21 protein-coding genes are annotated in these 20,869 nt (G+C 68.9%); 8 read left to right on the forward strand and 13 right to left on the reverse strand.

The window, feature by feature from the left end:
• Nucleotides 1–275 precede the first annotated feature (275 nt).
• The gene (locus AB0M45_RS03210; RefSeq protein ID WP_364322339.1) at nt 276–1,121 is read left to right on the forward strand and encodes a tat pathway signal sequence; all 846 of its coding nucleotides are present in this window, start codon (nt 276–278) and stop codon (nt 1,119–1,121) included.
• Nucleotides 1,122–1,362: 241 nt separating this feature from the next.
• Here AB0M45_RS03210 and AB0M45_RS03215 read toward each other — a convergent pair whose 3' ends face one another.
• Nucleotides 1,363–2,859: a cytochrome P450 gene (locus AB0M45_RS03215; RefSeq protein ID WP_364322341.1), complete on the reverse strand. Its 1,497-nt coding sequence runs from the start codon at nt 2,857–2,859 to the stop codon at nt 1,363–1,365.
• A gap of 230 nt (nt 2,860–3,089) precedes the next feature.
• Here AB0M45_RS03215 and AB0M45_RS03220 point away from each other — a divergent pair, with 230 nt between their 5' ends.
• The gene (locus tag AB0M45_RS03220) at nt 3,090–4,523 is read left to right on the forward strand and encodes an NAD(P)/FAD-dependent oxidoreductase (protein ID WP_364322343.1); all 1,434 of its coding nucleotides are present in this window, start codon (nt 3,090–3,092) and stop codon (nt 4,521–4,523) included.
• Between the two features lie 115 nt (nt 4,524–4,638).
• Nucleotides 4,639–5,460 (forward strand): hypothetical protein, encoded by an 822-nt coding sequence (locus AB0M45_RS03225; protein WP_364322345.1) that lies wholly within the window; start codon nt 4,639–4,641, stop codon nt 5,458–5,460.
• 233 nt (nt 5,461–5,693) lie between these two features.
• On the opposite strand, the gene AB0M45_RS03230 is transcribed toward AB0M45_RS03225, so the two are convergent.
• The 5 genes from AB0M45_RS03230 to AB0M45_RS03250 all read right to left on the reverse strand — a co-directional run bounded on the left by AB0M45_RS03230 (nt 5,694) and on the right by AB0M45_RS03250 (nt 10,229).
• Nucleotides 5,694–6,350, reverse strand: a complete 657-nt coding sequence (locus AB0M45_RS03230; protein WP_364322347.1) for an urease accessory protein UreD — start codon at nt 6,348–6,350, stop codon at nt 5,694–5,696.
• A gap of 9 nt (nt 6,351–6,359) precedes the next feature.
• On the reverse strand, nt 6,360–7,079 hold the full coding sequence (gene ureG / locus AB0M45_RS03235; RefSeq protein WP_364322349.1) for an urease accessory protein UreG: 720 nt from the start codon (nt 7,077–7,079) through the stop codon (nt 6,360–6,362).
• A 26-nt stretch (nt 7,080–7,105) separates the two neighbouring features.
• A complete protein-coding gene (locus AB0M45_RS03240) occupies nt 7,106–7,771 on the reverse strand; it encodes an urease accessory UreF family protein (protein WP_364322351.1) in 666 nt (221 codons plus the stop codon).
• 76 nt (nt 7,772–7,847) lie between these two features.
• Nucleotides 7,848–8,669 (reverse strand): SDR family NAD(P)-dependent oxidoreductase, encoded by an 822-nt coding sequence (locus AB0M45_RS03245; protein WP_364322577.1) that lies wholly within the window; start codon nt 8,667–8,669, stop codon nt 7,848–7,850.
• Nucleotides 8,670–8,756: 87 nt separating this feature from the next.
• Nucleotides 8,757–10,229, reverse strand: coding sequence for an MFS transporter (locus AB0M45_RS03250; protein WP_364322353.1), 1,473 nt, complete (start codon nt 10,227–10,229; stop codon nt 8,757–8,759).
• 95 nt (nt 10,230–10,324) lie between these two features.
• Here AB0M45_RS03250 and AB0M45_RS03255 point away from each other — a divergent pair, with 95 nt between their 5' ends.
• Nucleotides 10,325–11,011: a helix-turn-helix domain-containing protein gene (locus tag AB0M45_RS03255; protein ID WP_364322355.1), complete on the forward strand. Its 687-nt coding sequence runs from the start codon at nt 10,325–10,327 to the stop codon at nt 11,009–11,011.
• A gap of 48 nt (nt 11,012–11,059) precedes the next feature.
• Nucleotides 11,060–12,049, forward strand: coding sequence for a zinc-binding dehydrogenase (locus AB0M45_RS03260; RefSeq protein WP_364322357.1), 990 nt, complete (start codon nt 11,060–11,062; stop codon nt 12,047–12,049).
• Nucleotides 12,050–12,059: 10 nt separating this feature from the next.
• On the opposite strand, the gene AB0M45_RS03265 is transcribed toward AB0M45_RS03260, so the two are convergent.
• On the reverse strand, nt 12,060–12,737 hold the full coding sequence (locus tag AB0M45_RS03265; protein WP_364322359.1) for an O-methyltransferase: 678 nt from the start codon (nt 12,735–12,737) through the stop codon (nt 12,060–12,062).
• Between the two features lie 118 nt (nt 12,738–12,855).
• On the opposite strand from AB0M45_RS03265, the gene AB0M45_RS03270 reads away from it, so the two are divergent.
• Nucleotides 12,856–13,701 (forward strand): SGNH/GDSL hydrolase family protein, encoded by an 846-nt coding sequence (locus AB0M45_RS03270; protein WP_364322361.1) that lies wholly within the window; start codon nt 12,856–12,858, stop codon nt 13,699–13,701.
• 61 nt (nt 13,702–13,762) lie between these two features.
• Here AB0M45_RS03270 and AB0M45_RS03275 read toward each other — a convergent pair whose 3' ends face one another.
• Nucleotides 13,763–15,040 carry an SPFH domain-containing protein gene (locus AB0M45_RS03275; protein ID WP_364322363.1) on the reverse strand — a complete coding sequence of 426 codons (1,278 nt, stop codon included), beginning with the start codon at nt 15,038–15,040 and terminating at the stop codon, nt 13,763–13,765.
• The gene (locus AB0M45_RS03280; RefSeq protein ID WP_364322365.1) at nt 15,040–15,471 is read right to left on the reverse strand and encodes an NfeD family protein; all 432 of its coding nucleotides are present in this window, start codon (nt 15,469–15,471) and stop codon (nt 15,040–15,042) included. The genes AB0M45_RS03275 and AB0M45_RS03280 overlap by 1 nt, the downstream gene beginning before the upstream one ends.
• A 129-nt stretch (nt 15,472–15,600) precedes the next feature.
• Here AB0M45_RS03280 and AB0M45_RS03285 point away from each other — a divergent pair, with 129 nt between their 5' ends.
• Together AB0M45_RS03285 and AB0M45_RS03290 are read left to right on the forward strand one after the other, a co-directional pair.
• Nucleotides 15,601–16,425: a DUF3097 domain-containing protein gene (locus AB0M45_RS03285; RefSeq protein ID WP_364322367.1), complete on the forward strand. Its 825-nt coding sequence runs from the start codon at nt 15,601–15,603 to the stop codon at nt 16,423–16,425.
• Between the two features lie 336 nt (nt 16,426–16,761).
• Complete coding sequence (locus AB0M45_RS03290) at nt 16,762–17,577, forward strand: hypothetical protein (protein WP_364322369.1); 816 nt, start codon at nt 16,762–16,764, stop codon at nt 17,575–17,577.
• Nucleotides 17,578–17,599: 22 nt separating this feature from the next.
• Here AB0M45_RS03290 and AB0M45_RS03295 read toward each other — a convergent pair whose 3' ends face one another.
• From AB0M45_RS03295 to fabG1, 4 genes are all read right to left on the reverse strand, one after another.
• Complete coding sequence (locus tag AB0M45_RS03295; protein WP_364322371.1) at nt 17,600–17,995, reverse strand: hypothetical protein; 396 nt, start codon at nt 17,993–17,995, stop codon at nt 17,600–17,602.
• 76 nt (nt 17,996–18,071) lie between these two features.
• Entirely contained in the window at nt 18,072–19,145 is a 1,074-nt protein-coding gene (locus AB0M45_RS03300; RefSeq protein WP_364322373.1) for a ferrochelatase, read from the reverse strand.
• A gap of 11 nt (nt 19,146–19,156) precedes the next feature.
• Nucleotides 19,157–19,993, reverse strand: a complete 837-nt coding sequence (inhA, locus tag AB0M45_RS03305; protein WP_364322375.1) for an NADH-dependent enoyl-ACP reductase InhA — start codon at nt 19,991–19,993, stop codon at nt 19,157–19,159.
• A gap of 81 nt (nt 19,994–20,074) precedes the next feature.
• Complete coding sequence (gene fabG1, locus AB0M45_RS03310; RefSeq protein ID WP_364322377.1) at nt 20,075–20,791, reverse strand: 3-oxoacyl-ACP reductase FabG1; 717 nt, start codon at nt 20,789–20,791, stop codon at nt 20,075–20,077.
• Nucleotides 20,792–20,869: the final 78 nt, after the last annotated feature.

A 20,869-nucleotide genomic window follows, 5' to 3' on the forward strand; every position in this document is an offset into this window, starting at 1 on the left:
GTACCGTCGTCCTCCATTCCTGGCCCCGGGACCGGCACACCGAGGCGTTCGAACACTGCTACCGCCTCAACGGACGGACGGTCGATGAACTCCGCGCCGCCTTCCGCTGAACCGCTCCGGCCTGCGACGACAGTCGGAACCCGGTGCCACGCAAGCACGAAAACGCCCGAATAGCACAACCCGGACCCGAGCTCAAGACGTGCGTCCGGACCCGCAATGTGCGATCGTGGTCCCTCGTGCGTTATCCGTCGCCCGCCACCCGAACCGTTCCCCGCGTGGCCGCCTCCGCCTGTGTCCTCGCCGCCACCGCGATCCTCGCTCCGAGCCTGCCCGCCATGCTCCCGACCGCGGGCGCGGCGCCGCTCGCGCATACGCAGGGATGCCTGGCCGGTTTCGACTGCGATATGAGCAGCCGTATCGCCGCCGTCGACGCCTATCTCAAGAACCGTCCCGGCGCCACCGGCTACGTCGTTCGCGACCGGGTGTCCGGCGGGATCTACGCCAATGCCAACGCCGAAAGCGCGGTCTGGACCGCGTCCACGATCAAACTCGCGATCGCCGCCGATCTGCTGAATCGGGCGCGCGTCGGTGCGATCGCGCTGCCTCCGGAAGACCGCGGCCTGCTGGAATCGATGCTGGCCACCTCGAACGACGGCGCCGCCGACCTGCTGTGGACGAAGTACGCGGGCATCGACCGGATGGCGTTCAACAACGCCTTCCGCGCCAACGGCATGACCTCGCTGGTGCCGCAGCCGACCAACACCGCGCTGTTCCCGGACTGGTCGTTCCAGAAGTGCACCGCCGCCGACCTCGACCGCCTGATGAACCACATCCTCGAGCAGATGCACCCGGACGACCGCAACTACTTGGTGGACCGGATGCGCGCGGTCGACTCCAACCAGCACTGGGGCGTGTGGGGCGCGGGCGCGAAGATGCGCCCGGGCCTGAAGAACGGCTGGTCCTCCGAGGAGGGCGGCTGGGTGGTCAACTCGGTGGGCTTCGCCGGACCGGGCGAGCGCTACACCCTGGCCATCATGACGTCGCTGGGTGACTCGGGCGGCTACACCGAAGGCGCCGACACCGATACCAAGGTCGCGGAAATGCTGTTCGCCGGACGCTGAGTCTGATTTGCAGCGCCTGCGGCGCTGCGTGTTCGCGGCCCCGGGAAGTCTCGCGTCCGAGCGACCGAGACTCGCGCCTGCGGCGCATGCGCTTCGGTCACTCGGACGCGAGACGGGCCGCGAACGGTGCTCGTAAGACTCGCACCCGACTGGGCTGGGAGGCGTGAAGCGGCTGGACTGTGTTTGTTTGCCAGCGCCTGCGGCCTCGGAGGGCAGCAGGGCTGGGACTCGTGTGAAGCACTCAGGTAGCCGAACGCCTGCGCAGCGTCATGGGCGCGCCGTCCCTGGGGAACGGAATCGTGGTGAATCCCCAGGGCATCCGGTATTTCTCCGGGATCCGCCACTCGTATTCGCGGACCAAGGCGGCGGTAACCGTCTTGACCTCGAACGTGCCGAAGTGCATCCCGATGCACTTGTGCGCGCCCGCGCCGAACGGCATCCAGGCCAGGCGGTGCGACTTGTCCTCGCGCCGCTGCTCGCCGAACCGCTCGGGGTCGAATCGCCCTGGCTCGGTCCATAGCTCGGGCAGCAGGTGATTCACCTGGTAGGCGAGGTCGACCGGGGCGCCGGCCGGAATGTAGTGCCCGGCGATCTCGGTGTCGCGCACGGCGCGACGCGACAATCCCGGAACCGGCGGCATCAACCGCAGGCTTTCCTTGACGGCCAAGTCCAGATCGCGCAGTCCCTCCAGATCCGCGATGGTCGGCGGCGCGTCGCCGAGCCGTTCATCCATGCCGAGCACCTCGGCACGCACCCGCTGCTGCCAGTCCGGGTGTTTGCCCAGGTAATAGGCGACCGCGGTGGCCGTGGTCGTCGTGGTGTCGTGCGCGGCCATGATCAGGAAGATCATGTGGTTCACCACGTCCGCGTCGCCGAAGACGCCGCCGTCCTCGCTGCGCGCATGACACAGCCCGGAGAAGAAGTCCGGCGATTCGGTGCGGCGCTTCTGCGGCAGCATGGCGGTGAAGTACTCCTCGAGCACTTTCCGGCCGCGCAGTCCGGCCCGCCAGTTGCCCCCGGGCACCGAGTGCCGGACGATGGCCAGCCCAGCGTGAGTGCAATCCACGAACGCGTCGATGAGCTGCTGGCGCCGGGGGCCGACGTCGACGGCCATGAACGTCTCTCCGGCGATGTCGAGGGTCAGCTCTTTGATCGTCGGATACAGCCGGACGGTCCGTTCGGCGTTGCGCCTCTGCGGAACCCACCGCGCGATGCTCGCGCGCACCACCGGTGTCAGCGCCGCCAGGTGTGCCTCCAGCCGGTCCCTGGTGAAGGCCTGCTGCATGATCCGGCGATGGAATTTGTGCTCGTCGAATTCCAGCAGCAGCAGTCCGCGCCGGAAGAACGGACCGATGAAGTAGTCCCAGCCCTGGCCGAAGTCCCGGCGCCGGTGACCGAGCACCTCGTCGAGCGCGTCCGGCCCCGCGACCAGTACCCGGTCCACGCCGAGCGAGGTGTTCAGCGAGACCGGCCCGTAGCGGCGGTAGCGCTCCATCATCTCGGCCGGACCCCAGCGCATGTAATGCAACGCCCGGCCCAGATAGGGCAAGCCGGCATCGCCGCGCACGGCGACGGTGTCGCTGCCGCGCGGTGGACTGGCCAGCACCTGGCGCCGTTCCGGCAGTAACCCCAGCGCGCGGTCGATCAGATGATCGTGCGGGACCTCGATCAGCGCGGCGTTCTCCGATTCGGCCTGCACGCTGGGTTTTCGACCGATCACGCGGTCACCGGCGACCATGGCGAACCTCCCTGAACGACAGTGTCCATCGTAGGCTTTCCGCCGCGTCCGCTCGGCCGGTTCCGCCGCGACGATCCTCCCCGCGGCGATTCACCGGCGGTGAGATCTCGCACCGCAACACGCCAGGAACGGGGATCTCGCCGTGACGGTGCACGGCGCGGCGGCTACGGTTGGGCGTGTCAGGAACCGTCGCCGGGGACGCCCCCCGAGGTCCATCGAGGAGCAGCACGATGAGCAGTCAGACTGTCGGGAACGGTCGTCACCGGGTGGTGGTGATCGGCTCGGGCTTCGGCGGCCTGTTCGGCACCAAGCACCTCAAGCGCGCCGACGTCGATGTCACGCTGATCTCCAAGACCTCGACCCACCTGTTCCAGCCGCTGCTCTATCAGGTCGCTACCGGCATCCTGTCGGTCGGCGAGATCGCGCCCGCCACCCGGCTCGTGCTGCGCAAGCAGAAGAACGCGCAGGTGCTGCTCGGCGAGGTCACCGACATCGACCTGAACCACAAGACGGTGACCTCGCGGCTGCTCGACAAGGACACGGTCACCCCGTTCGACAGTCTGATCGTCGCGACCGGCGCGCAGCAGTCCTACTTCGGCAACGACCGGTTCGCCACCTTCGCGCCCGGCATGAAGACCATCGACGACGCGCTGGAGCTGCGCGGACGGATCCTCGGAGCGTTCGAGCAGGCCGAGCTGGCCACCACCCAGGAGGAGCGCGACCGGCTGCTGACCTTCGTCATCGTCGGCGCAGGCCCGACCGGCGTCGAGCTGGCCGGTCAGATCGCCGAGCTCTCCGACCGAACCCTGGAGGGCACCTTCCACAACATCGATCCGCGCGACGCGCGCGTGGTGCTGATCGAGGGCGCGGGCGCGGTACTCGGGCCGATGGGGCCGAAGCTCGGCGGCAAAGCCGAACGACGGTTGATGAAGATGGGTGTGGAGATCCAGCTCAACGCGATGGTGATCGATGTCGACGCGTTCGGTGTCACAGTGAAGGACTCCGACGGCACCATCCGCCGCATCGAGTCGGCGTGCAAGGTCTGGTCGGCGGGCGTGCAGGCCAGCCCGCTGGGCAAGATGATCGCCGAGCAGTCCGACGGCACCGAGGTCGATCGCGCGGGCCGGGTCGTGGTCGAGCCGGACCTGACCGTCAAGGGCCACCCGAACGTGTTCGTGGTCGGCGATCTGATGTCGGTGCCGAACGTGCCCGGTCAGGCGCAGGGCGCCATCCAGGGCGCGACCTACGCAGCCAAGCAGATCAAGGCGGGCCTGAACGGACAGACGCCACAGGAGCGCAAGCCGTTCAAATACTTCAACAAGGGCAGCATGGCCACCATCTCGCGGTTCAGCGCCGTGTGCCAGGTGGGCAAGCTGGAGTTCGGCGGGTTCATCGCGTGGCTGGCCTGGCTGGCGTTGCACCTGTACTACTTGGTCGGCTATCGCAGCCGGATCATCACCGTGATCCAGTGGTTCGTCACCTTCCTCGGCCGCACCCGCGGACAGATGGCGGCTACCGAGCAGTGGGTGTTCGCGCGACTAGCCCTGGAGGCGATCAATACCGGCGACGACGAAGACGCCGAACAACTGGCCGCTGCGCTCGGCGCCTCCACCAATAGCCGGGCGGCGGTGGACAAAGCCAGCACCAACGTCAAAGCGGGTTAGATAGCAAACACGCAGTTATTTCAATTCGTGGTGTCATAGCACGCTCGACCAATCCAGGTCGCCAGCGAATCCGAATGTGAGGCGTCGAAGTCTCCTTCCGGATGAAAGGTGATCTATGGGCACAGGCAAGCACAGAGCAGCCGACCCGCGTCGACAGCAGATCGGCTCGATCGTCGTAGCGGGTGCGATCCCCTTGGTCGTCGCGCTGGTGGGAACCGGAACCGCGAACGCCGAGCCCGATCAGTCCGTTCCGGCGGGGCCGGCCGATCAGCAGTGGCCCGCGGCAGAAGCGCCGAACGTGCGTCCGTACGAGGGCCTGCATATTCCGGAGGACACGCTCAGCTCGCTGCAATGGGCGCGGCCGATGCCGGAGAAGAAATACCTGGCCCCGGTGGACGTGCTGCACCTGCCCGTTCCGGTCGACCCGGTGCCGCCGATCGCGCCGCCGCCGGGCAAGTTGCGCTTCGGTGACGTGCAAGTCGACGCGCCGGAGTGGCTCTACCGGGAGCAGGCGATCCAGCTCAACGACGGCGCCGCGCAAGTCGAGGCCAATATGGCGACATTCCTCGACTCGGTCGGCATGGAGCGCACCAGATCCGACCGCATCGCCGGCCAGACCGTGGGCGCCGCGGCGATCGGTGCGGCCGCGGGTGCGGCGGTGGCAAGCCCGTTCGCGCTGTTCGGGGCCGCCATGGGCGGTGTGATCGGCGGGGCAATCGGTCTGCCGTTCGCGCCGATCGGTCTTGCCGCCGGCCCGATGGGTGCCGCTTACGGCGCGGCCCTCATGGCCGTTCCCCTTGCGGCCATCGGCGCGGGCGTCGGTGCGGCGCTCGGTGCGGTGCACTCCATCAGCGCGCCCCCGCAGGCCCTCAGCACACCTCCGGAGTCCGACGGCACTCCTGAAGTCGATCCGGCCCTGGAGGGGGCCAACGGTTGACCGGACCGGCGCATTCGAGGGACGAGCCGGAAAGGGTGGGAACCCGGCGACGCTGGCGGGCTCCCACCCTTTTCTTTTCTCCCCGGATCGACCGGATTACACCCGGACTGGGCGATCCCACAGGACGCGTACGAAGGTTCGTTACGACTCCTGATGTGGGCTGCGGCGTATCGCCGCAACGGAACCGAGCAGTCCCAGTCGAATAGCAGCCCCGCCACAGGCTCGGCGAGGTCTCATTCGGAGACGGCGAGCAGCGAACCGGTGCGAGTGAACAGGCTGCCACCGGCCGCGAGCGGCAGCCGGGTCTGTGTCAAACCTGTTGTCGCCGCCGGACGTCCGTCGGGATAGACGAGTTCGCTCTCCAGCGCGCGCGGAGCGGCCAGCGCGTCGTCGGCCGTTGTTCCCGCGCCCAGTTCGAGACGATGGCGCAGCAACGGGGTGGCGTCGACGTCGGCGATCAGGTCTCCCCGCCACTCACCCGCATCCTCACCAGCGCGGCCGATCTGGACGCGTTCACGCATGCGCAGCCGGGCATCGGCGGCCAGCCGGATCGTGGTGACGGTGTGGTGACGGGCGGTGCCCGCGACGATCATCGGCTCGGGATCGAAATCAAGCGCTCCCCCGCTACCGACCTCGAGCTGCCATCGCGCGAACGACAGCGTCGTCGTCGCGCCGGGCAGCGCCAAGGTCGCCGCGGCCGAGCGCACCACCAGTTCGGCGCCCGGTGCGACCACGACGACGACGTCGAGCTCGTCACCGCCGAGCGGCGTGGCGGCAGTGCCGATCAGATGAACCGTCCGCGGACCGGTGCGGCGAGCCGACAGTCCACCGCTGGCGTGGATCTCCGGGAGTGCCGCGGCGGTGGCGACTATCCGTACCTGGGTGCGCAACAGCGGAACTCAGTGCGCGACAGCGGATTCGCCGGTGCCCGCGCGGTCCTGCCCGGCGACCGCGCGTAGTTGCTCGCGCACCCAGTTCAGCACCGGCGTCGCCGCCGGGTCCTCGGTGAGCGAGACCAGCACGGTCGGGCGGCCGGCACGTACCCGCGCCGCGTCGCGCTCCATCACGCCCAGATCCGCGCCGACCAGCGGGGCGAGATCGGTCTTGTTGATCACGAGCAGATCCGAAAAAGTCACGCCGGGACCGCCTTTGCGCGGTACCTTGTCGCCGCCCGCCACGTCCACGACGAAGATCTGCACGTCGATCAGTCCGGAGGAGAATGTCGCGGTGAGATTGTCACCGCCGGATTCGACCAGGATCAGATCCAGTGCTGGGTTGGCGGCGACCAGATCGTCGATGGCGTCGAGGTTGGCGGTGATGTCGTCGCGGATGGCGGTGTGCGGGCAGCCGCCGGTCTGCACGGCGGTGATCCGCTCGTCGGGCAGTACCGCGTGCCTGCGCAGGAAGTCGGCGTCCTCGGTCGTGTAGATGTCGTTGGTCAGCACGGCCAGTGACAGCTCGTCGCGCAGTTGCCTGCACAGCGCGGCCACCAGAGCGGTTTTGCCGGAGCCGACCGGACCGCCGATGCCGATGCGCAACGCCTCGCCGGGAGTCCGGGTCCGCTTGGGCCGATCGTGACTGTGGTCGTGCGGCTCGCCGTCGATCAGGTGCGGGGGCATGGCGCGGTCTCCTTCGTTCGAGGGGTTCAGCTGGCGAACAGTGGCATGTCGCGGCGCAGGTGACGCTCGGCGAGCACGTCTTGCAGTGGATCGGACACCGCGGCGAGACCGGTCACCGCCTCGGCGGCGACCCGGTCGCACAGGTCGGCGAGGCGCATCGTGCACGCGGCGATCGCGGCGGGGTCCAGCGCCAGCAGGCGCTGGGCGGCGGTCGCCGCACCGGTGAGGGTGGTGTAGACGACAACGCTCGCGATCTGCCGGGGCGGCACCGCGGCGGCCGCGCCGACCACACCGAAAACCGTGGACAGGTGCGGTGTCGTGCCGAGTGGCGACCATTCGTGCTCAGGCCACAGCTGTTTGGCCAGACGCAGCAGGCCGCGGCCCTGCGCGCGAGACGCCGCGCGGGCGCCGGGCGCGGGTGTGCGCGCGTCGGCCTCCGTCTCGGCGCGGGCCGGATCGAGTTCGCCCGCGCACACCGCGGCGGTCAGCGAGGCGGCCACCAGGCCCGTTGTCCGGATTCGGCGGCGCAGGTACAGCTCTACTGTGGCCGCGTCGCGGATCAGGCCGGAGGCGACGGCCTCCTCCACTCCGCCGGAGTGCACGTGCCCACCGATCGGCAGCCGCGAGTCGGCGAGTGCGAGCACCGTCGTAAGGCTCGACGCAGCCGGACCGCACAGACCTGATTCACGCACCCGTCGATCCTATGTCCGGCGTGTCGCACAGGTGTCCCGGCGTTCCTGCGTCGTGCCGGTTCCGCTTCGGTGCGGGTCAGCGCCGGAAGGCGCGTTCCATGAATCGCTGGGCGCGGCCACGGGTCAGGTCGGTCCACGCCTGCACCGGCGCCGACCACCAGGGGGCGATCTCGCGCGGCTTGGCGGTCACCGCGTGGCAGACCAGGTCGGCGGCCTCGTCGACGGTCAGCCCGGGAACCCGGCTGAAGTCGGTGGGCGCGCTCATCCTGGTGTGTACCAGCGGCATATAGATCGAGGTGGTCGTCACGCCGTCGGAGGCCACCTCGGCCGCGACGCTGCGCAACCACACGTCGAACGCGGCCTTGGACGCACCATAGGCCGCCCACCGTGGGGCGGGCGGCACACGCACACCCCACGTCGAGATGTTGACGATGTGCCCTCGCCCGCGAGCGCGCATCGCGGGCAGCAGCGTGAGCAGCAGGCGCACCGGACCGAGATAGTTGATATCGATGGTGCGCGTGAAATCATGGAAGCGGTCGTAGGACTCGGCGATGGGACGGCGAATCGACTTGCCCGCGTTGTTGATCACCACGTCGAGGCGGCCGTGTTCGTCGAGCAGTCCGCGGGCGAGGCGTTCGACCGCATCCATGTCGGTGAGATCGGTGGGATAGGCGTGCGCGACGCCGCCCGCCGCGGTGATCTCCGTGGCCAACCGGTGGAGTTCCTCGGCGGAGCGCGCGACGAGCAGAACGGTCGCCCCCGCCGCGGCCAGCTTGCGCGCGCTGGCTTTGCCTATTCCGTGCGATGCGCCGGTGACCAGCACGATCTGGCCGTCGACCGCGGCGCGCAACGTCCTTTCACGCGGACGCGATGTGGGATAGAGCAGGCGCGTCGCCACCCGTTCGGCGATCGGCCGCCCGTTGCTCGAGGCCGGGGTGTGGTTCACGGATTCGACTGTAACTCCGGTCGCTGGGCCCGCGCCCGGTCAACGCCGGGCGGACGAGGCGAACCGGGCGATCAGAGCCATCGCCACCAGCGCCGTAGCGCCGACGGCCACCGCGATATGCATTCCGTTGACGAAGGATTCGCGTGCCGACTCGATCAGCGCCGCATCGCCGCCCGCCTTCTGAATGGTCTCGCCGAGCGTCGCCGCATAGTCACCGCCGGAGCGGAAGATCAGCGCCGCGAGCGAGCCGAGCAGGGCGAGGCCCAGTGCGTTGCCCAACTCGAAGCTGGTCTCGGAGATACCGACGGCCGACCCGGCCCGCTCCGCCGGCACCGAGGACACCGCTACGTCGGACACCAGGGTGAAGGCCAGGCCATAGCCGATGCCGGCGATGGTGGAGCCGGTCAGATACCACCAGAGCCCGCCGTGCACGCCGACGCCGAGCACCATCAGGTTGCCGACCGCCGAGGCCAGCAAGGCGAACACGAACGTGGCGGTAACCCCGAAGCGGTGGCCGACCCGTGCGCCGCCCATGGAGCAGACGAACACCGCAATCGCCATCGGGATGCCGAACAGCGCCGCGGCGAGCGGCGTGCGCCCGGTCACCGACTGCAGATAAACGCTGGTCAGGTAACTCAGACCGGCCAGCGACATCATGCCGATCAGGCTGGAGCCGATCGCCACCGAGAACGGGACCCTGGCGAACAACCGCAGGTCGAGCAGTGGTTCGTCGAGCTGCCGCTGCCTGCGGACGAAGACGATCGAGAGCACCGCGCCGATCAGCGCGATGACGGCGGCCTGCGCGTCGATGCCTTCGGTCGCGGCGTGCTTGATGCCGTAGACCACCGGCAGGATGCCGCCGATGGACAGGGCGACGCTCGGCAAGTCCAGCGGTCCCAGTACGGCCGCCCGATGTTCCGGGAGCACGAACGGGCCGAACGCGAGCAAGATCAGTAGCACCGGGATATTGATGAGAAAGACCGAGCCCCACCAGAAGTGGTGCAGCAGAATGCCGCCGATGATCGGTCCGACGGCCGAGCCGCCCGCGAAGAACGCCGTCCACACGCCGATCGCGGCGGCGCGCTCGCGCGCGTCGGGAAACAGGCTGGAGATCAGCGCCAGACTGGACGGCAGCAAGGTCGCGCCACCAATGCCCATCAGCGCCCGCGCCGCGATCAGCACGCCCGCGCTCGGCGCGAACGCCGCGATCACCGACGCGATCCCGAACACCGCGGCGCCGGCCAGCAGGATGGTGCGCCGCCCGACCCGGTCACCGAGGTTGCCCATGGTGATCAGCAGGCCCGCGATCAGGAACCCGTAGATATCGAGAATCCACAACTGCTGGTCCGCCGAGGGGTCCAGGTCGACGGTCAGCGTCGGCAACGCGAGGAACAGCACCGAGATGTCCATCGACACCAGCAGCACCGGCAGCAGCAGGACGGCCAGGCCCAGCCAGGCGCGGCGCGAGCCCACCGTGGTCGGCGCCGTCCCTACTGCCCGCACGTCTGTCATTCCGAACGTCCTCTCGCTGGCGCGTACGTCGTACGCATGGTCCGGGTACAGTGTACGCTACGGATCCGGGCGCCAATTTGGAAGCGAGCCGTGGGATGACCGAGATCAAGCTGCACCGCACCGCCATCGTCGGCACCGCCATCGAGCTCGCCGATGCCGAGGGCCTGGACGCGCTGTCCATGCGGCGCATCGCCGACCGGCTCGGCGTGGGAGCCATGTCGCTGTATCGCCACGTCGCGAACAAGGACGAGCTACTGGCGTTGATGACCGACGAGGTGGCCCGGCGCAACCCGTACCCCGCGCCGGAGGGGCAACGGTGGACCTGGCGCGACCGGGTCCGCATCGCCGCCGAGATCGATTGGGCGCTCTACCGGCAGCATCCGTGGGTGCTGCTCACCTTCGCCACGCCGCGCTACAGCTTCGGCCCGCAAAGCCTGACCTGCCTCGCGTGGCTGGTGGACGGCTTCCTGGAACTCGGTGTGTCCACCCGCGAGGCGACGAGCATGTCCTTCACCGTGTGGAACTACATCTCCGGGGCCACCCTGCCGGAGATCAGCGCCGAGTTGATGGCGCGCAAGGGCATGAATCCCGCCGGCGACAACGCTCTGCGGACACTGCTGAACGGCACGACCGAGGGGCCGGTCCCGCCGGTGCTCGCCGATCTCGCGGGCAGCGGCGTAAGCGAGCTGACGCAGGAGGAACTACTCTATGGCGGGCTCGACGCCCTGTGCGACGGATTCGCGGCACGGGCGGCACGGCGCGAGCGATTGACCTCCACCTAACTCGAGGTCGCAAGCTGGTCGGTGACCGCATTACGAACAGGAGTCACCGTGCACGCCATTCGCCTTCATAGCTTCGGCCCGGCCGAAAACCTGCGCTACGAAACCGTATCCGACCCCACCCCCGGTCCCGGCCAGGTTCGCATCGCCGTGTCCGCCGCCGGAGTGCACTTGGTGGACACAACGCTCCGCAAGGGCGAGCCGGGCCCCTATACGTTGCCGCAACTGCCGACCATCCCGGGACGCGAGGTCGCGGGCACCGTGGACCGAGTCGGTGCGGACGTCGACCCGAGCCTGCTCGGCGCGCGGGTGGTGGCCCATCTGGGCGCGGTGCCGGGCGGTTACGCCGAGCTGGCGGTGACGGAAGTCGCTCGGCTGCTCGACATACCCGCGAACCTGGATGCGGCCGAGGCGGTGGCGATGATCGGCACCGGGCGCACCACCATGGGCATTCTCCAGTTCACCCACTTGGATTCCGACAGTGTCGCCGTCGTGACAGCCGCGGCGGGCGGCATCGGCACGCTGCTGGTGCAGTACGCCAAGAACGCTGGAGCGACAGTGATCGGACTGGCGGGCGGCCCCGCGAAAGTCGAGCAGGTGCGACGCAACGGCGCCGACCTCGCGGTGGATTACCTACTGCCGGATTGGCCGGACCGAGGTCGTGCGTACATCGGCGACCGCGGGGCCAGCGTGCTGTTCGACTCCGTGGGCGGCGCCGTCGCCCGCGCAGGTGTGGACCTACTCGGCAAAGGTGGGCAGCATTTGGTCTACGGCCGGTCCGGTGCGAACGACGAAGGGCCGCTTGCGCTTTCAGCCGATGAACTCGCCGCGCGCGACATCACCTCGGAGCTGGTGGTCGGCCCGCCGATGCTGGCGCGGGCCGGTGGCGATCTGCGCGTCCTGGAGGAGCTAGCCATGGCCGAGGCGGCCGCCGGTCGGCTGCGCCCCGCAGTGCACAGTTTCCCGCTGGCCGAGGCAGCCGCCGCACACCGCGCGCTGGAAACGCGTGGAACGACCGGCAAGGTGGTGTTGATTCCCTGACCGCGGCGGCTCACTCGAAGCTGTCGCCGTTGACGACGGCGTAGGCGAAACCGTCCCATCCCTTGCTGCCCACGGTCTGCACCACGGTCGCGTCCAGGCTCGGTTCGGCGGCGAGCAATTCGATCAGTTCCCGGCTGGCCTGTGCGGCCGGGTCCTGCGAGTGCTCCTCGGCGACCGCGCCGCCGCGGACCACGTTGTCGACGATGATCACCGAGCCCGGCCGGGTCAGGCGCAGCGCCCACAGCACGTAGTTCGAGTTGTTCGCCTTGTCCGCGTCGATGAACACCAGATCGAACGGATCGGGGTCCTCCTCGGCGAGCACGGGCAGGCTGTCCAGTGCGGCGCCGACCCGGATGTCCACCCGGTCGCCCACCCCGGCCCGCTCCAGGTTCGCCCGTGCCACCTCCGCGTGCTGCGCGGCGAACTCCAGCGTCACCACCTGTCCCTTCGCGCCGACCGCGCGGGCGAGCCAGATGGTGCTGTATCCACCGAGCGTGCCGATCTCCAGCACCCGCCGCGCCCCGACCGTCCTGGCCAGCAGATGCAGAAACTTGCCCTGCGGCGGTGACACGTCGATCGCGGGCAGGCCCGCCGCCTTGTTCGCGGCCAGTGCGGCTTCGGACGTCGGATCCGCCACCAGCGTGTCCACTAGGTAGCCGTCCACATCGGCCCATCCAGGTGTTGTCATGCCTGGAAGTCTGCCACTGGATTCCGCGCCACAGAACGGCTTGCCGAGTAGCGTGCGGCACAAGAAGACGTGCTCGCCCACTCATGACAGCGCCAGCCGACACCGCACAGGACACGACATGACGAATCTGCCGCACGCCATCGCCGTCACCGCCTGCCTGCTCGCCCTCGGCAGCACCGCCCCCGCCGTCGCGATGCCCGCCGGAGGAGGGGCCGAGTACGTCGCGCTCGGCGATTCCGGCGCGGCCACCACCGGTGTGCGGAACTTCGACACCTCGGCCCCGCCGCGGTGTCTCCGCTCGACCGCGAACACACCGAAGCTGGTCGCCCTGGATCTCGGCCTGCGGCTCGACGACCGCACGTGCAACTCGGCGCGCATCAGAGACCTCACCACATCGCAGGAGCCGGGCATCGCACCGCAGTTCGACGCCCTCGGCCCGGGCACCAGACTGGTGACGGTGCACATCGGCGCCAACGACGCCCTGATGGCCGAACACGTGGTCGGCTGCCACGTGTCCGGGATATCCGGCATCGGCGCCTGCGCCGGTCCGGCTTGGGACGCCGACATCGATGGCATCGCGGCGTCGTATTCGGCCGCGTTGCGGCAGATCTCGTCGCTGGCACCGAAGGCGAAGATCGTCGTGGACGGCTGGCCGCGCTACGTCCGCGACGGCGGTTGCCCCGAACTGGTCGGCCTTCGCCCGTCCGACGCCGCCCATATACAGGCCGCCTTCGACCGCCTCAACACTGTGGTGGCCCGCGCCGCCACGGCACATGGAGCCACCTATGTCGACACCCGCGCCGCATCGGAAGGCCACGACGCATGCGCCCCCGCCGGTGTTCGCTGGATCGACCCGGTGATCGCCACCGAAACGCTGGTCCCCTACCACCCCACCCCGCAGGGCATGCGCGGCGTCGCCGACGTCATCGTTCCGGCGATCCGCGCCTCGGGACTGCCCGATTGAGCGTTCCCGGTGCCACAGCGCCCCGGACTCCAGTGGGAATCCGGGGCGCTTCGACGCGGTCCTACTTCGAGAAGTTCTCCGGGGGCTGCCAGGGGCGGCCGTGCGGGTCATCCGGGCGGTGGGCCGGGGGTTGCTGCGGCGGCTGCTGTTGCGGCGGCTGCTGCGCCGGGAAAGCCTCCTGCGGAGGAAGCACCGGCTGGTGCGGGGAGGGTTCGTACCCCTGCGGCGGCGCGGCCGGCGCCAAGCCCTCGACCGGAGTGCGCGCCGTGGCCTCGGCGGCGCGCACAGCCCGCTCGATGGTCGGGTCGGGGGCGGTGTCGAACCAGTCCGCGACATCGGAGTCGTCCTCCGGCTTGACCTCCGAGCCGTCGGAGGCGGGCGGTTCGTAGCGGAACACCCCGTCCTGGCCCTGCGTGCCGAAGCTCTTGGCGAACCCTTCGAGCGCCTTGCCGAAATCGCTCGGTACCAGCCAGACCTTGTTGGCGTCGCCGCGGGCGACCATGGGCAGCGTCTGCAGGTACTGGTAGGCAAGCAGTTCCGGCGTCGGCTTGCCGGATTTGATGGCGGCGAAGACTTTTTCGATGGCTTTGGCCTGACCCTGCGCCTGCAGATACGCGGCGGCGCGCTCACCTTGGGCGCGCAGAATGCGGCTCTGCCGTTCACCTTCGGCGGACAGGATCGCCGATTGCTTGGCGCCCTCGGCGGACAGGATCTGAGCCTGCTTGGCGCCCTCGGCCGTCTTGATCTGCGATTCCCGCTGACCCTCCGCGGTAAGGATCATCGCGCGCTTCTCGCGGTCGGCCTTCATCTGCTTCTCCATCGACTCCTGGATCGACGGCGGCGGATCAATGCTCTTCAACTCGACCCGCGCGACGCGCAGCCCCCAGCGCCCGGTCGCCTCGTCGAGCACGCCACGCAGCTGGCCGTTGATCGAGTCGCGGGAGGTGAGCGTCTGCTCGAGCGTCATCCCGCCGACCACGTTGCGCAACGTGGTGACGGTCAGTTGCTCGACCGCGGCGATGTAGTTGCTGATCTCGTAGACCGCCGCCTGCGGGCTGGTCACCTGGAAATAGACCACGGTGTCGATGTGCAGGGTCAGGTTGTCCTCGGTGATCACCGGCTGCGGCGGGAACGACACCACCCGCTCGCGCAGATCCACCTTGGCGCGGATCCGGTCGGCGAACGGGACGAGGAACGTGAGCTGGCCCGATACCGTGCGCGAGTACCGGCCAAGGCGCTCGATCACCGCGGCCTCGGCCTGCGGCACCAGCGCGATCGACTTGAAGACCACCACCACGACCAACAGGACGAGGACGGCGGCAACGATCAGTACAGCCATTACGGCCCCTTCCAGACGACGGCGGTCGCGCCGTCGATCTTCATGACGTACACGGTCGTACCCGGCTCGTAGACTTCGCTCACGTCCATCGGCCTCGCGGTCCATACTTCCCCGCCGAGTTTCACCTGACCGGAATGCGCCGCGACCTGCTCGAGCACCAGCGCCGTCTTACCCGGCAGGGCGTCCACGTTCGTCGGCGTCGGTGGCGGAGTTCCGAAACGTCGCCGGAGAATCGGGCGGACGCCGAGCAGCAGCACCCCTGAAATCACCGCGAACACGATGGCGTCCACTACGAGCGACGTGCCCGCCGCGGCGCTGACACCCGCGGTGCCGAGCGCGGCCGCACCGAGCATCAGCAGCGTCAGGTCCCCGGTGAGCATTTCCGCTGCCGCGAGCAGGATGCCCGCGACAAGCCAAAAAATTGCGGCCACACGATCACTGTAGTGCTCCGGCCGTTCTCGCGGGACCGACCGCCGTGAGTACGCCGTGCGAATTCGCCGCCGGGACGCGCGCAGACCCGTTGCCTTGAAAACTCCAGCGGCGGTGCTAGCTTCAGGCGGGTGAGCGGGCGTGACAGGTATGGCGACATCTTCTCCGGACATCCCCGATCGAAAACGCGGGCGGTACCTACGGTCACCGCGGAACGCGACCTGGTCGTCGAAGACGCCGCCACCGGATTCTGCGGCGCGGTGGTCGGTTTCGATCGCAGCTACGACGGCGAGTTCGTGAAGCTCGAGGACGCCCGCGGCGCGGTGCGCCTGTTCGCGCTGCGCGAGGCCGCGTTCCTCATCGACGGCGAGCCCGTCACGCTGGTCCGGCCGGTCACGGCCGCGCCGAAGAAGCCGGCCCGCTCCGCCTCGGGCTCCACCCGGGTCGAGGGGCTGCGCGCCAGGGTGGCCCGTGGTAGCCGGATCTGGGTCGAGGGTGTCCACGACGCGGCGCTGGTGGAGCGGGTGTGGGGTCACGATCTGCGCGTCGAAGGCGTGGTCGTCGAGCACTTGGAGGGCCTGGACAACCTGGCCGAGCGGCTGGCGGACTTCCAGCCGGGCCCGGGCAGGCGGGTCGGCGTGCTGGTCGACCATCTGGTGACCGGATCGAAGGAGACGCAGCTGACCACCGGGCTCGGACCGCACGTGCTGGTGACCGGGCATCCGTTCATCGATGTCTGGCAGGCGGTGCGCCCCGCGACCGTGGGGATCGCGCAGTGGCCCCACGTGCCGCGGGGCGAGGACTGGAAGACCGGCGTCTGCGCACGCCTGCGCTGGGGCACCCCGCAGGACGGATGGCGGCGCGTCTACGGCGCGGTGAGCTCATTCCGCGACCTGGAGGCGCCGCTCATCGGCGCGGTGGAGCGACTGATCGACTTCGTCACCGAACCGGAATAGGCAGCTGCCTCGCCTTCGCTCGGCCCGGTGCATGTGCAGCAGCCTCGAGCCTCCACTCGGCCCAGTGCATGTGCAGCAGCCTCGAGCCTCCACTCGCCCCGGCACACAAGCAGCCGCCTCCGGGCTCCACGCGGACCGGGGAGGGCTGAGGACGGACATCGGCTGAAAACGTCGTAGCGCGTCAGCGGATCGTGGCCGCGGCAGACGGATGCCGGACGGTATCCGCGCGGAACCAGCGGTCGTCACGGGTGCTGCGCCCGTGGTCCCGGCGCTGCTCACGAATGCCATCGCGCATGGATGCCCACCGGTAGCGCCCACCCTTTATGCTCGATAATTATGTGCTCTCCAAGCGCGACGCTGACGGTGTGGGCGAGCTCCTGGCTGGCCGGCCGCAGTGCGCCCGACGACGTTCTGGCGGCCTTGCACGCGTGGGCGCCGAAGCACACGATCGCGGCGGGTGATCCGCTCGCCGGCGGCCGCACCGACTTACCCTGGTCCGCGCACGGCAATCTGCCGGGAAGCGGAGTCATGGCCCTGCTCAAGGTGATTCGCGAGACCATGGCGCTGCCGGGTTCGCAGCTGCGACTGGTACTCCCGGTCCCCGGAGACGTGCGCGGAGTCCCCGGGGGCACGGCGTTCGCCGCCGACGCGATCGCCGCCGAGGAAGGCATCCTGATCGGTGTCCCCGGCACCGACGGTACCGGTCTCATCCCACAGTGGGCGGACGAGGCCACCCTGCAGTGGACCGTCTACAGCACCCCCATCCCCGCGGCGCCGGGCCCTGACATGTCGCTGGGCGAGGCCGAATACGCGATGCGGGAAGCGGTCCGCGACGCCGCCGACGCGCTGATGAAACTGCACACCACCGCGCTCGGCACGGCCGAATCCGATCCGCGTGAGCTCATCGAGGCCGAACTCGCCGACTACTCCCGGCATGACTATCCCGACTCGATTCCGTTGCGCGCCAGGCGCATTCTGGATACCGCGGACCATGTCGCGGCCATCCTCACGGTGGCGCAGCGGGAACCGGCCTCTGCTCCCACCTCCGCCAGCGCGATCGGCGCGCAGGAATCGCTGTTGCGCCCGCTGTGGGACGCGATCCGCGCGGCCAGACTGGTCGCGGTGCACGCCTCGGCGCGCGGAAACGACTGACCTCCTCCCCCAGGGCGGCTGGCTACTGCTGCGGCGGGTACGGCTGCTGGTACTGCTGCTGCGGTTGCGGCTGGTAGGGCTGCTGATACTGCTGCTGTGGGTGCTGCTGATACTGCTGCTGCGGCTGGTAGGGCTGCTGGTAGGGCTGAGCCTGCGGATACTGCTGCGGCGGATACTGCTGCTGGGGCTGGTTCGAGTTCGACTTTCCTCGTTTGCTCAGCCAGATCACCAGGCCGATGACCACGGCGACAACCCCGAGGCACAGGATAAGGCCGACAATCGAAAAGCCTTTACCGCTGCTACGGCCGCGGCGGCGGCGGGCTTCGGTGGCGTCCAGAGCGACGGTCCACACATCCGCGTCGGACCAGGCGTGCGGGTCGAGTACGGCGGCGTTGGTCAGCACGTCGGCATAGGTCATCGAAAATTACCCCCAGAGGTATGAGTTCGTTGATTGGTCTCAGGCGCAGATGGATGTTATCGGCGCGTGCTCGGCGTCAATTCCCAGCACTGGGACGACGATTCGCAGCACAGCAGCCGGGCGCGCACGGAGCGCCGTTGCGCGTGCAGCCGTATCCCGGGACGCCGCCGAGCCGACGGGGTTCGGTATCGCCCAGATGCTCGGAGATCAATTCGACGACCAGCTTCGCGAAGCGGGGATCGGCGCCGGGCGTAGCAGCCCGCGAAAACCCCATGCCGAGTTCGGCGGCCTTCTGCGCGGCCTCGTTGTCGAGATCCCAGATGACCTCGAGATGATCGGAGACGAAGCCGACCGGACAAACGACGACGGCTTCGACACCCTTCGCGGCCAAGTCGTCCAGATGGTCGACGATGTCCGGCTCCAGCCACGGCACCTGCGGCGGACCGGAACGAGACTGCCAGACCAGGTCGTAGTCGGGGAAACCGGTCGCAGCGGTACACAATCGGGCGGCCTCGGCGACCTGGCGGCTGTAGAGCGTGCCGCCGTCAGGCGGCGGGCCCGCGGCGGCGTCGGCGGACACCGGAACCGAATGAGCGGTGAATACCAGTCGCGCTCCGGCACGCTGGTCAACCGGAAGCCGCTCCCGCGCAACGCGAATCGCGTCGGCGAACGCCTCGATGAGCAGCGGGTGGTCGAAGTACTGACGCAGCTTCACCAGCTCCGGCGCGCTGGCACCGAAAGCCGCACGTGCCCTTGCGATGTCCTCGTGATACTGCAGGCAGCCGGAGTACCCACCCCACGCCGAGGTCGGGAACACCAGCGCGGAGCCGACACCGTCGGCGGCCATCCGCGCGACGGTGTCCTCCACCATGGGATGCCAATTCCGGTTACCGAAATAGACCGGCAGATCCAGCCCCGCCGTGGCCAATTCGGCCTCTACCGCCGTGATGATGTCCCGGTTGAGCGCGTTGATCGGGGAAACGCCGCCGAAGTGCAGGTAGTGCTCGGCGACCGCGTCGAGGCGCTCGCGCGGCACTCCCCTGCCCCGGGTGACGTTCTCCAGGAACGGCATCACGTCCTCGGGCCGTTCCGGACCGCCGAAGGACAGCAGCAGCAGCGCGTCGACGGCCCGGACCACGGTGTCTCCCATCGAATCGGAGCTCAGTTGATCGCCATGTTCTCCGGGAACCAGGTGTTGTGGCTGGCTCCGCCGTCGACGTAGATGATCGAGCCGGTGGTCCCCGGCAGCCAGTCCGACAGCAGCGCGACGATCGACTTCGCCACCACCGTGGGATCGTCGACGTCCCAGCCGATCGGCGACGCGCCGTCCCAGTAGGTGTTGAGCTGGTTGAGTTTGGCGGCGTCGTCGGTCGCGGTGCCCGCGATCGCCTTGGCGGCCAGCGTCTTGATCGGACCGGCGGCGATCAGGTTGGAGCGGATCTTCTTGGCAGTGCCCACTTCCCGCGCCACGTACCGGTTCACCGACTCCAGCGCCGCTTTGGCCACGCCCATCCAGTTGTAGTACGGCATCGCGGTGCGCGGATCGAAGTCCATGCCAACGATGGAGCCGCCCTCGTTCATCACCGGCAGCACCGCGCGCGACAGCGACGCGTAGCTCCATGCCGAGATCTCGAACGCCTTCGCGGCGTCCGGTCCGGGCCCCTCGAGGAACGGCCGAGCCTCCGGCCCCATCAGAGTGCGGGGGGCGAACGCGATCGAGTGCAGTACCCCGTCGATTCCCTCGGGCGCCAGTTCCCGCAGCCTGTCGGCCAGTCCGGCGAGATCCTCCTCGCTGGTGACGTCGAGCCCGATGGCAGGCGGGACCTCCTGCGGCAGGCGCTTGGCGATCCGATCGATCAGCCGCAGCCGCTCCGGGATGCCGGTGATGACCACCTTCGCGCCCTGCTCCTGCGCGACCGCCGCCGCGTGGAACGCGATCGACGAATCGGTGATGATGCCGGTGACCAGAATGGTCTTACCTTCGAGCAGTCCGCCCATGTGTTCTCGGTTCTCCTGAAATCTCGGATGGTGAGTTGGCTGCGGGCAGCCGGGACCGGCCGCGCTACGCGTTCGGTCGGGTCAGTGGCCCATACCCATGCCGCCGTCGACCGGGATCACGGCGCCGGAAACGTAGCCGGAATCCTCGGACGCCAGGAAGCTCACTACGGCCGCAATGTCTTCCGGCTGGCCCAGCCGCTGCAAGGGGATGAACTTCTTGGCCATATCGCGCATGTCGTCGGGCAGCCCCGCGGTCATGTCGGTCTCGATGAAGCCAGGAGCGACGACATTGGCGGTGATCGAGCGCGAGCCGAGCTCACGGGTGATCGAGCGCGCCAGACCGATCACACCGGCCTTGGACGAGGCGTAGTTGATCTGGCCGGCCTGACCGCTGAGGCCGACCACCGAGCCGAGGAAGATCATCCGGCCCCAGCGCGCCCGCAGCATCGCACGGTTTGCCCGCTTGGCGCAGCGGAACGCACCGGTCAGGTTGGCGTCGAGCACCCGGGTGAACTGCTCTTCGGTCATCCGCATCAGCAGCGTGTCGTCGGTGATGCCCGCGTTGGCCACGAGCACCTCGACCGGGCCCTGGTGCGCTTCGACCTCGGCGAACGCAGCATCCACCGACTCACTGTCGGTCACATCGCATTTCACACCGAACAAACCGTCCGGCACTCCGGACCCACGATGCGTGACGGCCACCTTGTGACCGTCGGCGAGCAGACGCTGCGCGACCGCGAGACCGATGCCGCGATTACCGCCGGTCACCAGGACCGACCGGGATGTGATGTTCGACATGGGGTTCAACCTACCTGGTCGTATAGATCGGTCATGACAGGGCCGCCACGTTCGTCGAACCGACACTCGCACCCGGCG

Source organism: Nocardia sp. NPDC051787 (genome assembly GCF_040681325.1).
GTDB lineage: Bacteria > Actinomycetota > Actinomycetes > Mycobacteriales > Mycobacteriaceae > Nocardia.

Excerpts from the sequence above, each read along its gene's own strand:
- AB0M45_RS03265 (WP_364322359.1), bottom strand. The coding sequence starts at position 12,737 with ATGACAACACCTGGATGGGCCGATGTGGACGGCTACCTAGTGGACACG.
- ureG (WP_364322349.1), bottom strand. The coding sequence starts at position 7,079 with ATGCCCCCGCACCTGATCGACGGCGAGCCGCACGACCACAGTCACGAT.
- AB0M45_RS03270 (WP_364322361.1), top strand. The coding sequence starts at position 12,856 with ATGACGAATCTGCCGCACGCCATCGCCGTCACCGCCTGCCTGCTCGCC.
- AB0M45_RS03300 (WP_364322373.1), bottom strand. The coding sequence starts at position 19,145 with ATGGGAGACACCGTGGTCCGGGCCGTCGACGCGCTGCTGCTGCTGTCC.
- AB0M45_RS03225 (WP_364322345.1), top strand. The coding sequence starts at position 4,639 with ATGGGCACAGGCAAGCACAGAGCAGCCGACCCGCGTCGACAGCAGATC.
- AB0M45_RS03290 (WP_364322369.1), top strand. The coding sequence starts at position 16,762 with ATGTGCTCTCCAAGCGCGACGCTGACGGTGTGGGCGAGCTCCTGGCTG.
- AB0M45_RS03255 (WP_364322355.1), top strand. The coding sequence starts at position 10,325 with ATGACCGAGATCAAGCTGCACCGCACCGCCATCGTCGGCACCGCCATC.
- AB0M45_RS03220 (WP_364322343.1), top strand. The coding sequence starts at position 3,090 with ATGAGCAGTCAGACTGTCGGGAACGGTCGTCACCGGGTGGTGGTGATC.
- AB0M45_RS03250 (WP_364322353.1), bottom strand. The coding sequence starts at position 10,229 with ATGACAGACGTGCGGGCAGTAGGGACGGCGCCGACCACGGTGGGCTCG.
- AB0M45_RS03295 (WP_364322371.1), bottom strand. The coding sequence starts at position 17,995 with ATGACCTATGCCGACGTGCTGACCAACGCCGCCGTACTCGACCCGCAC.
- inhA (WP_364322375.1), bottom strand. The coding sequence starts at position 19,993 with ATGGGCGGACTGCTCGAAGGTAAGACCATTCTGGTCACCGGCATCATC.
- AB0M45_RS03275 (WP_364322363.1), bottom strand. The coding sequence starts at position 15,040 with ATGGCTGTACTGATCGTTGCCGCCGTCCTCGTCCTGTTGGTCGTGGTG.
- AB0M45_RS03215 (WP_364322341.1), bottom strand. The coding sequence starts at position 2,859 with ATGGTCGCCGGTGACCGCGTGATCGGTCGAAAACCCAGCGTGCAGGCC.
- fabG1 (WP_364322377.1), bottom strand. The coding sequence starts at position 20,791 with ATGTCGAACATCACATCCCGGTCGGTCCTGGTGACCGGCGGTAATCGC.